Origin of the sequence: Streptomyces sp. NPDC047869, from assembly GCF_040704065.1 — a bacterium.
In the GTDB taxonomy this organism is placed as follows: domain Bacteria; phylum Actinomycetota; class Actinomycetes; order Streptomycetales; family Streptomycetaceae; genus Streptomyces.
Map to the genome: position 1 here is coordinate 18,822 of NZ_JBEYRK010000052.1, position 13,264 is coordinate 32,085.

Below are 13,264 nucleotides of genomic sequence, written 5' to 3' on the forward strand. Positions count from 1 at the left end.
GCCTACTGCGGCGTGACGCAATCGGGCAGCCAACCACCGCAGCCGCGCTGCACGTCCTGCGACATGTCCCAGAACATGGCCAGGTCGCCGATGACTCCGAAAACGCCCATGGCCTTGCCCATCTTCTCCCCCGAGCCCGACCTCGGCGCGGACGGCGCTTCTGGCAGGGAGGGCGCCTTCTGCGGAGCTTCGCCCGGGACGATGGTGATGGTCCCACCGGGGATCTTGCGGACCAGGGGCTGCACGCGTTGAGTATCGAAGGACCCGTCCGGTCGAGAAGGCCATCGCCCAGCTGAGGCGAGAACGCGGCCGGCTCGCAGTGCGGGCGATCGCTGAACGCGCGGAGGTGTCCGTCACGTTCCTCTACACAGAGGCACGGGCTCTCGTTCAGCAGGCCGTCGCCGACAGCAAGAGCCGTCACGACCGGCAAACGGGTGAAAAGCATGACCGGATCGAGGCGTCCTGGCGGGAGCGAGCCCTCAACGCCGAGAGCGAGCTGACCCGCACCCAGGAGGAGGTCTTCGCTCAGCGGCAGCGGATCGGTGAGCTCATGGGGCAGATCCGCGGCTTCGAGCAGGCGGCCCCGGGCGAGGCCGTTCAGGCCCTGACCACGGAGAACACTCTCAAGCGCCGATCTCAGCAGCTGGCGCGCGAGCACCGCAGCCTTCAGGAGCGTCTGGAGGGCCCGTTCCAACCTGCGTTTCGCGGAGCGACGCATCGCCGAGCTGGAGAGCCAACTCCTTCAAGCCCAAAAGCCTGACATGCTTGGCGGATCCACCAAGCCGGGGGGGCGCGGGCATCGGACGAACCTGAGATCTGGCCCGCCGAGGCTGGGTTTGCGGGGGAACTGCGGGCCATGCTTGGGCCGCGACATACCCGCATGTCACGCGCCATGAGCTGTCGGCGTTCGGGTGAAAGTGCACAGCGCGGTACGCGGTAACGTGCACACCCCTGCCATGCGACGCAGGCCCGAGTGGCTGTGCGACAGCCCTGGCCATCCGCCTGCGGACGGCCTGCCGGGTGGCCGTAGACTCGCGCGCCATGGAAGAGATGTTCGAACTGGGGACCATCAGCTGCCCCTCCGGCACCCTGGTGATCATTGATGGTGGATACCTGGGGCTGTGGAGCGGAGACCGGTCGCCGGCGGACATCGATCCAGCCTCCTTGGGTATCAAAGACCCTGCAATGGCCGCGGACATCACGGGCGCCATTGACTTCGTGGCCACCGGGCCGGACGCCTCTGAAGCCGTTCGGACCTTTGGCAGGCAGCCAGGCTCCAGGCTCCATGACATCCCGGCCTCCAAGGGCGCCGATTTCTGGGCGGCGTTCGACGGCCACTGCCGATCTGCCGGCCTGAACGCGAGACTGGAGGCCCTGCCAGTTCGGGAGTCCCATGCCCACAGGGCCCGTCGGACAATCGAAGAGGGCGGTGGCGGCTTTTCGATGTTCGGTGTGCCCGTCGTTGCAGTGGGTGGCGTACCCAGAAGTCGGCACCTTCCCGTGCTGGCTACACGGGTCGATTACGGCGAGGGCATCGGGGCTCGCTGGTCCGAGATCTCGATCCGGATGAGTGAGGGCCAGGTCGCCTCGTCAGCTTCTTTGGGTGACGTGGGAGTGGACTGGGCACGGGTGCTTTTCGGCGATGTCGACGCCCTGAACGCCTGGCAGCACGATGAGCCGGTGGACGGCTTGGCCGACGTGGCGTTTTGGGGTGCCGCGGCAGACGAAGCCGCCGCGGTGTTTGCCGCACCCGCACTGGGAGAGCCTGGCGAGGACGGTGTCCGCGGGTGGACCGCCCTGCCCGTCTCGGAGGCCATGGACAGGGCACGCGCTCTGTCCAGTTGGAAGGACGAGACCGGACGACGCATGGCGGTGGACTTCCGACCCCACTCTCATCACTGGCAGATCATGCGCGATGTACGTGCCTCGCCAGTCGAAGCCGGATCCCTGGAAGTCGGTGATGCCCAAGTGCTGTGCGCAATGACGAGCTGGGGCGACGGCTTCTTCCCTGTAAGTGCCGATCTGGACTCAGCGGGTGACCTGCTCGCGGTGCGAGTGCGCCTCTCCCCGACGCCCTGAACAGTCTGCCCGGAGTCCGTGGGATGGGTACGTCGCCCCGCACCTCGGTGAGCACTTTCATGCGTACGCCGACATGAGCCAGAGGCACTCGTCCGTGAACACCAGCAGCCCCGATGTCCTGCCTGCCAGCAGGGTCTCGACGTCAAGACCGCCGGCAGCCTCTCCCGGCTGGTCTCCCTGTCGACCATGCTCGTCGCCTTCGCCCGCTACAGCCGCGACGGCAGCTTCACCGTCCTGCGGAACAACCTCCGCTTCACCCTCCTCCTCGCCGCTGGCTCCATCGCCGGCGCCGTCCTCGGCGGGCTCCTCCTAGTCGCGATCCGGGCATCGTCCTCATCCCCGGCCTCGCCCTGATTCTCCTGATCTCCGCATTCAAGACCGCCCGCCACGCAGCCCCGGCGAAGACCACAGCCTGGCCCTGACGCACGTCCCCGACACCATCGCGATGCATCACCCCAGTTCAACAGCCATACGGTCAATCCAGCAGTCGGAAAAGTCGCCTGCATCACTCGAGTCGGTCGTCCCAGTCGGCGCAGCACCAGGGGTTGGTACCGCTGTCGGCCATCGAAATGATTCGAGGCGGGTCGGCCTTGGGGATTTGCTTGCCGCAGAAGCGGCAGAAGTGGGAGGTGAGTCGCGCTTGCTCCAGCAGTCCCTGCAGGTCGTGTGCTGACGGGTGGTCATCCAGCGATCCGTCGTCGGTCAGGCAGGTGTCATCGGTGCGATGCACGTCGAAGCTCAGCCAGCGGCATCCCGCCACGTGCTGCTTACGACGTGCAGCTTCTCCCCGTCGACGACGGCTTCCTCCACCAGCTTCTCTGAAGTGATCCGGTCTCCCATGCTCTGTTTCCTCTCGGCCAGGGTCGGCATCTGCCAGGGCGCGTGCGCGCGCCCGCAGGGGCGGGGAGGTACAGGTCACCGCCCCCTCGTTGGGGCGGTGACCTGTACGGTGGCCGGGCTGCCGGCAAGGTCCACAAGTCTGCGGGTGGTTGGGCCTCAGGTGAGGTCGGCGCGGGTGCGGCGGATCTTGGCGATGGTGCGGCGGGCGTCCGGTCCGGGGCGGGTGATCTCGCGCATGCCGTGGGCTGCGGCCTCGGCGCCGGAGGCGAACAGCGCTACCGGTGAGACGTAGTCACGGATCGCCTCGGCCGTCTCAAGGTCGATGTCGCCTGCCGCCGCGCGACGCGCAAGGCGAGGAGGTGGTCGCCGTCGTGGCAGCCCGCCCAGCAGCCGCAGGCGCGGGCGCGGGAGTCGTCGCGGTCGTGCTGGTGGGCACAGGAACAAGCCCGGGGGCTGAGTCCAGGTGGGGCCGTCGTACAGGCGGAGCTTGCTGTACTCCTCCTGCGACCAGACCCCTGAGGGCACGTCGGTGCGGTAGGGGCCGGACGCGCAGGAACGCGGGGCGGGCGGCAGGGTCGTCACGCACGCTGCTGTGGCTGGTCGGGAATGGAGAACGTACGACGCGCGACGCCGGGCGGGAGCTGAGCGGGCAGGACCTTCTCGGCCAGCGTGCGGACCCAGTCGGGCATGTCGGCATGGAACTCCGCGGGGTAGTAGAAGCGGCGGTGGGTCCACGCGTCGGTGGTGCGGCGGCCGACAATCCTGCGCCCCCGGATGGTGAGCGTGTGCACTTCCCAGCAGGCCGTGCCGGGAGATTCTGAGTCAAAACGCGGGGCCATCTCGGCTTCGAACTCCTCGGCGAGCATGATGTGTTCGCCGCCGCGGTCGGTGGCGAGCCGCTGGGGACGGCTGATCGTGCCGGGCACCGTATAGGTGGCCTGAGGCGTGCCAATGCGAACTTTCACTCGGTGGGCTCCTGATCGGTGGTCGGCGGCACGCGCCGCTCGTCGGTTCTGCGGTAGTCACACAGGCTCTGATCGCGCCATCTGCACTCGGCGACGGTCACGTACACGTGGGCGTCGAGGTCGGGCCAGTTGTCGGCGCCGGCGCGCCGGGCGTTGCCGCGGCCGCAGGACAGGCAGCGTCTGCGCTCGGCGCGGCTGCGTTTCGCGGCGCGCTGGGGCCCGCTGTCGCGGCGGGTCTGCCCCATCACAGCTGTCCTACGTGATGCTGGGTGCCGCGTCTGGAATGCGGCTGGTCCATGGGGTGGGATCTCCGTTCGAGCCGTGGCTAGGCCCGGGAGAGCGGGTTGTGTGGTCACCGCTCCCCCGGGCCGGTGACCACACCGTGGCGTGGCGGCGGGCAAGGCACGCAACCCTGCTCGCCGGACGCGGCGTGAGGGCCGGCCGTGACGGGCGCGACGGGCGGCATGACGCAGCCTGCCCCGCCTCCTCTGGTCGGAGAAGGCGGGGCCGTGGGATGAGGGGGCCGGTCGGCAGCGACGGGCTTGGCCCTCCGCTCGCGCCGGTCAGTGGGTGGGTGGAAGATGCGCGCCGACCAGGTGGTCGACCGCATTCAGCAGGTGCGTTGTCGGCATCGTTCCGTCGAGTACGAGATCGGCCCGATGCCGGGAGGGGGCGACGTATGCCGCGTGGCGGTCTCGGCCGCTGAGCAGGTAGTTACGCAAGGAGACCAGAGGGTCTTGGCGCTGGATCTCGATCTTGCGCATGAGCTTGCGGGCCAGGCGGATGTCATCGGGAGTGTGGACGTAGATCCGCCAGGTGGCATGGGCCGCGATCTTGGGCAGGGTGAGGGCGAACAGGCCCTCCACCACCACCATGCGGTGCTGTCCGCTAGAAGCCGCTGCCTCCAGTGCGGCAGCCGCGGCATCCTCGTCGATCGAGCCGGGATGGTTCCAATCCAGCGTCTCGACCCCCGTGGCACTCAACGTGCGGACCCCGCGGTGTGGCTCGTGCGCGGGGAGGTAGAAGTCGTCCAGGTGGATGAGAGCCACAGCCGTGGGCCGGTGCAGTGCCAGCGCCTTGGCGAGAGTGGACTTGCCCGAGGCGGTGCCGCCAGCGATCGCCAGCACGGGCACTCGGTGCCCGACGCTCACAACACCCGTGTTCCGCACGGGCATTTCTTCCCCCGGGAATGGGGTTCCGCCGACTGCCGGGCTCGGGTGCGCCTTGGCCTGGGTGGGGACGTGCTCGGCGGTTCTGGTGTGGGGTGTGGTGGTCATGGTTGCTGCCCTTGGATGAGTGGAGTGCGTCCGGCGCGGCAATGTCCGGCCGGTCGGGCAGCAGCGTGCTCGGGTGGCGGGCTAGGGCCGCAACCTTCCGCGGCCGCCGGCGGCGCCCATGGAAGTGCAGGTCGGATTCACAGCCGGTTGGTGTTTCTCCACGGCGATCATGTGGGCCCCTCACGACGCGGCCGCCCCCCACCGGGTCTGAGGTCCCGAACAGATGCTATGCACTGGTACCGGCACATAGCTAGAGTGGTGCTATGGCAAAGCAGACGAACATTCGCCTGGACGAAGACGTCAAAGCAGCAGCCGAAGACCGGGCCAAGCGCCGCGGCCTGAGCCTGCAGGGATACGTGGCTGATCTAATCGAGGCCGACGTGAACCAGTCCCGGGCAGCCTTCATGGCCGGGGCTGCATCGTTCCTCGCCTCGTACACGGACGTGTTCGACGCGGAAGTCGGTGAGGACAGGTACCCCGGCCTCCCGGACAAGCCGGCGCAGACGGCACCGAGGGACGCCGCGTGAACCTCCGCATCGATCTCGCCTGGATCCTGGCAGTGGCCCAGCAGATTCCGGGCGATCCCCAGGTCGTCGACTACGGCGTGCCGGTCGCGGCGGAAGCACGTCACCGGGCGGAGATCCTTGACCACGACGTCTACCCCGAACCCCATCACAAGGCCGCGGCGCTGCTGTGCGAGCTGGCCAGGAACCCGAGCCTGGACATGCGGAACCTGCTTTTCGCGGCCACGGTGACCGCGGCCTACCTGTCCGCGTGCGGGATGCCGGTGAACCCTGGCCTCGACACCGTTCTCCCGCTGGCCCGCGCCGCTCGGGACGGACTCCCGGTGCGGGAGGTCGCCGCTCAGATCAAGACCTGGACGAGTTGATCGCTGCCGGATTCCGCCCCCGCCCGGAGAGCTGGGGCATGCGCCCAGTCGCGTCGGGCCGCTGAGTGCCGGCCGTCCCCCGCAGTGGCCACAGCCCGGGCTCCATGGCGCGCGGCCTGGCATGACAGCGGCCCCCTGGCACCCGCGCAGTGAGCGGGTGCCAGGGCGGGAGATTCGGGGTCCGTTGGGGTGGTCAGGCCGTGAGCTTGGGTGCGTGCTGGGCCAGCCACGTCGGGCCGGTGAGTCGTTCGGGGGTGTCGGGGATGGCGAGGTAGAAATTCAGGACGGCCAGGTGGTGGGCCACCACGTCGCCCAGCGCGAACACCGAGCGTCGCAGGGTGCCGTCCGCCGCGATGCCGGTGATCCGGTCTTCGGCCAGTGTGTACGAGTGCACGAGGGCGACCTCGATGCGCTCGCCTTGCGCGTGCAAAACGGGGCAGACCTGCAAGGCGTAGGCGGCGCAGAGCGGGTGAAGCGCGGGCTCCAGGTAGTTCGGAGCATCGGTCTCGCCGATGAACACCAGCTCGGCTGTCGGCTTAATCGCCTGGGTGCACAGGCCGCACTTGCGCTGGGCCATCAGCTCGCGCTGCCGGACCGGGCACTGCTCCCCGAACCTCGGTGTGCCGTTGCCCGGCGTGCAGGGGCAGGTGACGTGCCCGCCCAGCTCGGTGTCCCGGGCCACGAGGATCGCGCCGTCGTCGTCAGGCGTGTACCAGGCGATGTTGCCGGGGACCGGGCGGCCAGCGCTGTTGCGGGGCAGGCGGGCGACGGCGGGGGGCATGGGGATGCTTCGCCACGAAAGGCTCATCGGTCACTCCAAGATGGGGGCACGGCGAATGCGCCGTTGAAGCGGCGCAGGGAAAAGGCGTGTTGTTCGCGGCCGGGGCTCGACCACCCCGGGCTTGGGGGTGGGAGGCCGTGACGGCACGGCTCACTCTGGCCGCCCGAGCGCCTAGTCGTGCAACTGCCGCATGAGGCTGGCCAGTGCTGAGATTCGGCGCGGCTGGTCCCCTGTCGGCTGGCAGGGGAAGCGGCGCTGGTACGCGGCCTGCAGACAGATGAGGCGAGTGGTCCCGCTCCTGGTGGGCCGGTGAAATGGCCGCGCCGCGGCCCGGCTGGGCAGACGGCGGCCCCACCCCCGGCAGAGGCCAGGGGCGGGGCCGGGAACAGAGCAGGGCGGGTTTAGATGTCGATCTCGCCGCGCTCGTGCATGACGTCGGTCAGGGCGTCCATCCGCAGCGCGTCGTCCTCGCTGTGAAGGGCGTACAAGCTCTCTTCCTTGCGCTGGCCGGGAGTGAGGCCTTCGGCGCGGGCGCGGGCTTCGGCGTACACGATGTCGGCGGCTGTGCGGCGGACGGCATCGGGGTTGCTGTAGGCGAGGCGGGCGTGGACAAGGGTGAGGTAGCGCTCGGCGATGCGCAGCGCGGCGGCCCTCCCCGTGTTGGTGTGGATGGTGACGCGGGTGGGGTTGTGCTGGTCGTCGATGGCCGGGTCCTGGTAGTCGTCGGCGGGGACCGGTGTGGAGACGAGGGTGCGGTGCTGGACGGTGAACTCGTGGATGGGCAGCGTGTATTTGAGCATAAACAGACAGGCCCTTTCTGGGACTTCGTTGCACAAGTGCGGTGTTTAGCCGCGATGCGGGCACTGTTGCGGCGTGGGGGGTTAGTCAGGCAAGCAGCGGGCCGGAGGCCGGCCGAGGACGCGATGGCCCCGGCACCCCGCGGGCGCCGGGGCGATGGGATGTCGCGGAACGTCGACGTCCTCCGGTGCGAAAGAGGGCGGGGCGTGAACAAGGTGCAGCCCGTCTCGGTGCGGGCATGGGGCGCCCCGGCACCGTGACTAGGGCAACGTCAGGTCATGCGCGCGGCATGCGGGATTCGGGGAGGACGTCAGGCGGCGCTCTTCTTGCGGCGGTGTCCGGTGCGGGTGAGTGCGCCGACGAGTTGCTCGCGGCCCATCTTGGAGCGGCCTTCGATGCCCTGCTCGGTGGCCCGCTGGTACAGCTCCGCTTTGCTCAGTTGCCGCAGGTCGCTCTTGCCTGTGCTGCGCTGGCGGGCTTTCGAAGGGGTTCGTGTCGTCTTCGGCGGCGTCTTGTGGGCAGCGGGTCTCGTCGCCGTCTTCGCGGCCGGCTTTCGTGCGGTCTTGCGGGCGGGGGGCTTCTTGGCCGGTCGCGGCTCTGCGTCCGTCTTTTGACCGCGGGCCTGGTCGAGGCTGCCTTGCAGGACGGACATCAGGTCGACGACGTTGGTGGCCTGCGGCGCTTCCTGCGCCACCTCGATCTGCTGGTCCTCGGCCTTCGCCTGCACCAGCTCACGGACCTTCTCCTCGTAGGTGTCGTGATACCGGCCCGGTTCCCAGGGTGCGCTCAGGGCGTCGACGAGCTGGATGGCCAGGCTGAGTTCCTTGCCCTTGTCTGCGCGGTGCGTAGGGAGTTCGGGCAGTTCCTTGCCGGGATCGCGTACCTCGTCCGCCCAGTGCAGCGTCTGCAGCACCAGCAGCCGGTCTTCGGCGCGCAGCGCGGTGAGGTACTGCTTTCCGCGCATGACGAACGTCGCGATCCCTGCCTTGCCCGTCTCCTCGAGCGCGGCGCGGAGCAGCTCGTAGATCTTGGTGTACTCCTTCCCGCGGGGTGCGATGTAGTAGGTGCGGTCGAAGTAGACCAGCTCGATGTCGGCCAGGTCGACGAAGTCGGTGATGTCGATGGTCTGGGAGCGGCCCGGCGCGATCTGGTCCAGCTCGTCGGGCTCGACGATGATGTACTCCCCCTCGGCGAGCTCGTAGCCCTTGACGATGTTCTCGGGCGGTACTTCCCTGCTGGTGCGTTCGTTGACGCGACGGTTGCGGATCCGGTCGACAGTGTTGCGCTGCAGCTGGTGGAAGTGGACCGTGTGGTCCTCCGTCGCCGTGTACAGGCCCACGGGCAGGCTGGCCAGTCCGAAGGTGATCACACCGGTCCAGATCGAGCGCGCCATGACCATTCACTCCCGCGCCTGATGCTGCTGGTGGCGCGCCCGGCGGGATGCGCCTGCCGACCACGGTGCCACTCCTGATCCAGAGGCGCGCGCCGAAGAGCAGCAGGTGGAGGGCCGTGGGGTGGGTAGGCGCTGCGCTGTGCTGATCCGGTGCCGCCTTATGTGGTGTCTGCGGTCAAGCGGCGCACGTGCTGCGCTTTCTCGCTTGCTTCCCGCTCGGCCTGGGCGACGGCGTCGGCGGCGGACCGGCCGTATTCCTCGGCTTCCTGCTGGTCGTTGGCGGCTTGCTGGTACTCCTGGCGCGCCTGCTGCAATTGCTCCTCGGCGGCGGACATCCACTGGCGGGCCTGCTCAGTTCGCTCGCGCGCCCGCTGTACCTGCGTCGACGTCCGCTCGACGTGCGCGCTCTTCGCGCAAATGCTGCTCGGCTGCCTCGGCCGCCTCCTGCGCTCGGGCGAGCTGCTCTGAGCGGGCGCGACGCCGCTCCGCGAGTTCGTTCTTGGTTCGCGCCGACGCCCGCGTCGGGGGCGCTTTCCTGGTGCCCGGCTTCTCGGCCGGCGGTGCGGTGCCGAGGTGGAATTCCGATGGTGGGGTGAGGGCGTTGACCAGGCGGCCGGCCGCCCACTGGTCGGCTGCGTCCGGATCGGCGAGCACGGCACGCAGGGTCGCTTCGAGGTCTTGCTGGACCGATTCCGACAGCGGGTGTCCGGTCTCGCGGGCGAGCTGCGCTGTCTGCCGGGACAGGGCGGATACGACGCGGCGGCGCTGTGCGGAGAGATCCTTGAGCCCGTCGGCGTCCAGGGTGCGGTAAGCCGCCCGCAGTGCCTGTCCCAGTTGAAGGAACTGCTGGCTTTCTTCCGGCTGGGAGCGCAGCAGAAGGTTCGCTGCCCAGGCTGCGAGGGTGGGGCGGCGGGCGGCATGGATCCGGCGGGCATCGTCCACCCGGCCGGCTGTCTTCGCGGCGGCGGCCGCCATCTCCCGTCGGGCGACGAAGTCGGACGGCGGCGTGGTGTACAGCTCGTCGAGGACGGATTCCACGTCCTGCCCCGCGCCGCCCCGGCGGCTGCTTCGCGCGTTCAGTGTTTCCACACCTCCGCCCGCCCTCCTGCCGCTCGATCCATGCCGTCCGTCGGACCTGCATCGCCGTCCTAGACAGCGGACAAGACGATCCGCCGCGCTCCGCCATGGCATCAGCCTCACGCGCACCTCATCACCCCGCATCCCAGCCAACGTCACGCCTCGCAGATGGGGGCTTTTGGCTCATCCATGTGGGGGTGGCGGCGGCCCCTGCAGGCCGGTCGAGGTGACCGGGTGCCACTGCCGGCCGGTGCGGCCGTCACGAGGAGAGGCGACCGTAGCAGCCACGACGGGGACCGCCGGCTCGAGGCTGGTGACCGCACCGGCCGCTCGCAGCATTGCGCTGAGCACGGACGGCACCGGGTGCTGTCGCGCATAATGAGGTCGAATGATCAAGGAACCCTGGGGGGATCATGCAAGCTCGGAGTGCCGCCTGTGCGGCCCTACTCGCTGTCGCTGTCACAACGGCTGGATGCAGCAGTGCAGCCGACGGAGAGGCCGCTCAACCCACCGAGAGCATCGGAACCGCGCCCGAGCTGTACGACGCAGCCTGGCGTAGGACCTGCATAGACGCGTGGGCCAAGGTTATCCTCGCCCACCCTCGAGACTGGAGCCCAGGCGAAGAAGAAACACCCGAGGAGTGCCTGCACGAGATGGCAGCAAGCACCTGGGCGGATCTTTACCTGTTCGGCAAGGAGAAGGCCGAGGACGAGAGACTGAAACTCCCGCCCATCGACGACGGCGCCTCGCTCACAGCCGAGGTAGCTACCCCCGAGAGCAACCAGCCGTAACACGCCACGATGATCTCCGCAGCCGGCGGCCCCGTTCCTGTACCGGGCCGCCGCTGTGGATGCGCGTCACGAGTCTTCGAGGGGCAACCCTGCCAGGAGAGTTGGAAGGTCGGACGCTTGGGGCGGCACCTGCCCATGCAGAAACCGCTCGTAGTGGTCGGCGATGAGACGGCGCAGATCTGCCTCGGCCGGGTCATCGCCCGTGAGCTCGAGGGTGACCTGATGCGGCTCACCCGTCATGCGCAATGGTCTGGCCAGAGCGTCGAACCCCCTGCTGTACTCGTCGGGCATCTCCCACCGCGCCTCGGCAAAGGCTCGGTCCTGGAGGACATACATGTAGTGATCGTCAACGAAAAGGATCAGGGGGCCGATCGGCGAAGTCACTCGTGGAGTATGGCGCATGGGTCGGATGCGCGCCCTGGCAGACCCTGGGCTCGCCGCCTAAAGCCGGCGGCGCGGCAGGGCGTATCGCCCCACTCGATACCGGCGCGTGCTCCCACGACAGCACCGCCCGTTTTTGGGTCAAGCAGGTGAAAAGAGCAAAGCCGGGTGCCCGTCTGAAGCAGATGTAATTCCCTGGATTATCGGGAAGCACCGTCCACCACACGTCAGCAGCTGTGAGCCGCGCGAGCTCAAATCCAGGGTCGCGAACGACACCTCGCCGAGGAAGCCCTTGGGTTGATCGTTTGAGTGCTAGGTTCCTCGCAGTGCTATTGGGTGGTCGCGTTGAGTCAATGGTCGACTGTCGCGGCTTTCATTCAGAGGACGGTGCGTATGACGCTACGGCGCTCTTTGGTTCTGACTGTGGCGGGGGCGGCGGCGGCGTCTGTCGCCGTTCCGGGCACGGCATCCGCTACTGCTCCGGTTTCACGAACCTTGACGAGCTGTAATGGTGTCCAGTTGCAGCAAGCGGTCGCGCAGGTGAACAGTAATCCTGGCGGCGGCTCCGTCAAGCTGAAGCGAGGCTGCACCTACAGACTCACACAAGCCGACCCGGCAGGTACACCAAATGGCTTCGTGCCGATCACTAACGTCAGCGGCGTCACGATCCAGGGAAACGGCGCCACCATCAAGCGGGACAGTGCCTCGAAGTTCCGCTTCTTCGAGGTGGTATCGGGCGGTGTCCTGACTCTGGACCACGTCACCATGACGAACGGTCACGCCGCCTCCCCGGCGAACGCCGCGGTCGGGGGCGCCGTCTGGCTTCATGGTGGACAGGTGACGATCAGCCGGAGCTACCTGAAACGCAACACGGCCGACCTAGAAGGCGGAGCTCTCGACAACGACAGCAGCCTGATGACGGTCACGGACAGCACCGTAGAAGGCAATTCGGTCGTTCACCCTGTCACCAGCCCTTTCGGTGCCTTTGGTGGGGGCCTGGCTTCTGCAGCAGGCGCCATTACCGTCTTCGACAACAGCTCCATCACCAAGAACACCGTCGTTTCCAAGGGAGCTGATCGGAGCGCCGGAGGCGGCATCGAGGTGGATTCGAGTACCGTGAGGTTGAATCACTCCCTCGTGAGCCACAACCGGGTCACCGGGCCCGATGCGAGTGGTGGCGGAATCGTCAGCCAGAACGGCAGCCTTGCCACTCTGGACTCCACCAAGGTGGTCGACAACAAGGTAACCGGTTCGGTTTCTGCTCGTGGCGGTGGCATCTCCAACGACTCCACGCTGGTACTGACCGACAGTCCGGTCGGCGCCGAATCCAAGGGAAATTCCGTCAAGAGCGACGGGGGGCCGGCCCAGGGTGGCGGAATTTTCAACGGCGGCAACGGTACTGCCACGCTGACGGGGAGCCCGGTCAAATTCAATCGCGCTTCGGGAACGCCTGGAGACGGCGGTGGAATTTTCAACGGTGCGCCTGCCGGCAATGTGACACTGGTGAACAGCCCGGTTCGCAAGAACAGCCCCAATAACTGCGTCAACGTCATCGGCTGCTGATCTGTCGGCGCCACCACGAGTGCACCTGGCTGGTGATGCGCCAGCATCGCCGGCGCACTCCATCAACAGGTGACATCCACACCGTCGGACGAGGGCGTGCCCGTGCGCCCTCGTCCGTTCGCATTGACGCCGTGCCCCGCACCGCCAGTCGCATCTGCCTCCGACGCCGGACGCGGCGGCCGACTGCCGGCATGACGAGGGTGGCGACCACGACGGCCCACACCGTGGTCGCGGCACCGCCGAGCCGGGCCGTCCCTGGGTCGTGCGGGGGTGCTTGAGGCCGACCAATGGCGACCGGCAAGGCCAGGCGGGCTATCGTCGAAGGCCAGGAAACCAAGATCGAACTTCGGTCCCGGCTGGGCCAACTGGAAGGCCAAGCGGCATGATGACCGCCGTGACGAACAGTGCAGATCTGCATCCTGCCCAGATC

The 13,264-nt window shown here is 68.2% G+C and carries 19 protein-coding genes; 7 read left to right on the forward strand and 12 right to left on the reverse strand.

Translation table 11 applies throughout. The features are described 5' to 3' along the window. Positions 1 to 2: 2 nt before the first annotated feature. Positions 3 to 245, reverse strand: coding sequence for a hypothetical protein (locus tag AB0924_RS37580; protein WP_366913882.1), 243 nt, complete (start codon positions 243 to 245; stop codon positions 3 to 5). 101 nt (positions 246 to 346) lie between these two features. Between AB0924_RS37580 and AB0924_RS37585 the strand changes: the two genes are divergently transcribed. From AB0924_RS37585 to AB0924_RS37595, 3 genes are all read left to right on the forward strand, one after another. Continuing rightward, positions 347 to 760, forward strand: a complete 414-nt coding sequence (locus AB0924_RS37585) for a hypothetical protein (RefSeq protein ID WP_366913883.1) — start codon at positions 347 to 349, stop codon at positions 758 to 760. A gap of 281 nt (positions 761 to 1,041) precedes the next feature. Then, positions 1,042 to 2,079 (forward strand): hypothetical protein, encoded by a 1,038-nt coding sequence (locus AB0924_RS37590; protein WP_366913884.1) that lies wholly within the window; start codon positions 1,042 to 1,044, stop codon positions 2,077 to 2,079. A gap of 186 nt (positions 2,080 to 2,265) precedes the next feature. Continuing rightward, positions 2,266 to 2,433, forward strand: coding sequence for a hypothetical protein (locus tag AB0924_RS37595; RefSeq protein ID WP_366913885.1), 168 nt, complete (start codon positions 2,266 to 2,268; stop codon positions 2,431 to 2,433). Between the two features lie 151 nt (positions 2,434 to 2,584). Here AB0924_RS37595 and AB0924_RS37600 read toward each other — a convergent pair whose 3' ends face one another. The 5 genes from AB0924_RS37600 to AB0924_RS37620 all read right to left on the reverse strand — a co-directional run bounded on the left by AB0924_RS37600 (position 2,585) and on the right by AB0924_RS37620 (position 5,161). Then, positions 2,585 to 2,809: a hypothetical protein gene (locus AB0924_RS37600; RefSeq protein ID WP_366913886.1), complete on the reverse strand. Its 225-nt coding sequence runs from the start codon at positions 2,807 to 2,809 to the stop codon at positions 2,585 to 2,587. A gap of 266 nt (positions 2,810 to 3,075) precedes the next feature. After that, positions 3,076 to 3,501: a DUF6283 family protein gene (locus AB0924_RS37605; RefSeq protein WP_366913887.1), complete on the reverse strand. Its 426-nt coding sequence runs from the start codon at positions 3,499 to 3,501 to the stop codon at positions 3,076 to 3,078. Beyond that, entirely contained in the window at positions 3,498 to 3,884 is a 387-nt protein-coding gene (locus tag AB0924_RS37610) for a hypothetical protein (protein WP_366913888.1), read from the reverse strand. Before AB0924_RS37610 ends, AB0924_RS37605 begins: the two co-directional genes overlap by 4 nt. Continuing rightward, a complete protein-coding gene (locus AB0924_RS37615) occupies positions 3,881 to 4,129 on the reverse strand; it encodes a hypothetical protein (RefSeq protein WP_366913889.1) in 249 nt (82 codons plus the stop codon). The genes AB0924_RS37610 and AB0924_RS37615 overlap by 4 nt, the downstream gene beginning before the upstream one ends. Positions 4,130 to 4,447: 318 nt before the next feature. Then, positions 4,448 to 5,161: a hypothetical protein gene (locus tag AB0924_RS37620; protein WP_366913890.1), complete on the reverse strand. Its 714-nt coding sequence runs from the start codon at positions 5,159 to 5,161 to the stop codon at positions 4,448 to 4,450. A gap of 263 nt (positions 5,162 to 5,424) precedes the next feature. Between AB0924_RS37620 and AB0924_RS37625 the strand changes: the two genes are divergently transcribed. Both AB0924_RS37625 and AB0924_RS37630 read left to right on the forward strand, forming a co-directional pair. Continuing rightward, positions 5,425 to 5,688, forward strand: coding sequence for a hypothetical protein (locus AB0924_RS37625; RefSeq protein WP_366913891.1), 264 nt, complete (start codon positions 5,425 to 5,427; stop codon positions 5,686 to 5,688). Further along, positions 5,685 to 6,050, forward strand: coding sequence for a hypothetical protein (locus AB0924_RS37630; protein ID WP_366913892.1), 366 nt, complete (start codon positions 5,685 to 5,687; stop codon positions 6,048 to 6,050). Before AB0924_RS37625 ends, AB0924_RS37630 begins: the two co-directional genes overlap by 4 nt. Before the next feature lie 193 nt (positions 6,051 to 6,243). Here AB0924_RS37630 and AB0924_RS37635 read toward each other — a convergent pair whose 3' ends face one another. The 5 genes from AB0924_RS37635 to AB0924_RS37655 form a co-directional block, all read right to left on the reverse strand. Beyond that, a complete protein-coding gene (locus AB0924_RS37635) occupies positions 6,244 to 6,831 on the reverse strand; it encodes a hypothetical protein (protein WP_366913893.1) in 588 nt (195 codons plus the stop codon). A gap of 401 nt (positions 6,832 to 7,232) precedes the next feature. Continuing rightward, positions 7,233 to 7,631, reverse strand: coding sequence for a hypothetical protein (locus AB0924_RS37640; RefSeq protein ID WP_366913894.1), 399 nt, complete (start codon positions 7,629 to 7,631; stop codon positions 7,233 to 7,235). 308 nt (positions 7,632 to 7,939) lie between these two features. Next, entirely contained in the window at positions 7,940 to 9,022 is a 1,083-nt protein-coding gene (locus AB0924_RS37645; RefSeq protein ID WP_366913895.1) for a Ku protein, read from the reverse strand. Positions 9,023 to 9,180: 158 nt separating this feature from the next. Continuing rightward, positions 9,181 to 9,357 (reverse strand): hypothetical protein, encoded by a 177-nt coding sequence (locus tag AB0924_RS37650; protein WP_366913896.1) that lies wholly within the window; start codon positions 9,355 to 9,357, stop codon positions 9,181 to 9,183. Positions 9,358 to 9,373: 16 nt separating this feature from the next. Further along, positions 9,374 to 10,111 carry a hypothetical protein gene (locus tag AB0924_RS37655; RefSeq protein ID WP_366913897.1) on the reverse strand — a complete coding sequence of 246 codons (738 nt, stop codon included), beginning with the start codon at positions 10,109 to 10,111 and terminating at the stop codon, positions 9,374 to 9,376. A 641-nt stretch (positions 10,112 to 10,752) separates the two neighbouring features. Between AB0924_RS37655 and AB0924_RS37660 the strand changes: the two genes are divergently transcribed. After that, positions 10,753 to 10,890 carry a hypothetical protein gene (locus AB0924_RS37660; RefSeq protein WP_366913898.1) on the forward strand — a complete coding sequence of 46 codons (138 nt, stop codon included), beginning with the start codon at positions 10,753 to 10,755 and terminating at the stop codon, positions 10,888 to 10,890. Positions 10,891 to 10,956: 66 nt separating this feature from the next. Here the strand turns inward: AB0924_RS37660 and AB0924_RS37665 are convergent, their stop codons facing one another. Beyond that, entirely contained in the window at positions 10,957 to 11,274 is a 318-nt protein-coding gene (locus tag AB0924_RS37665) for a hypothetical protein (protein WP_366913899.1), read from the reverse strand. Positions 11,275 to 11,790: 516 nt separating this feature from the next. On the opposite strand from AB0924_RS37665, the gene AB0924_RS37670 reads away from it, so the two are divergent. Further along, complete coding sequence (locus AB0924_RS37670) at positions 11,791 to 12,834, forward strand: hypothetical protein (RefSeq protein WP_366913900.1); 1,044 nt, start codon at positions 11,791 to 11,793, stop codon at positions 12,832 to 12,834. The last annotated feature ends 430 nt before the right edge of the window (positions 12,835 to 13,264 follow it).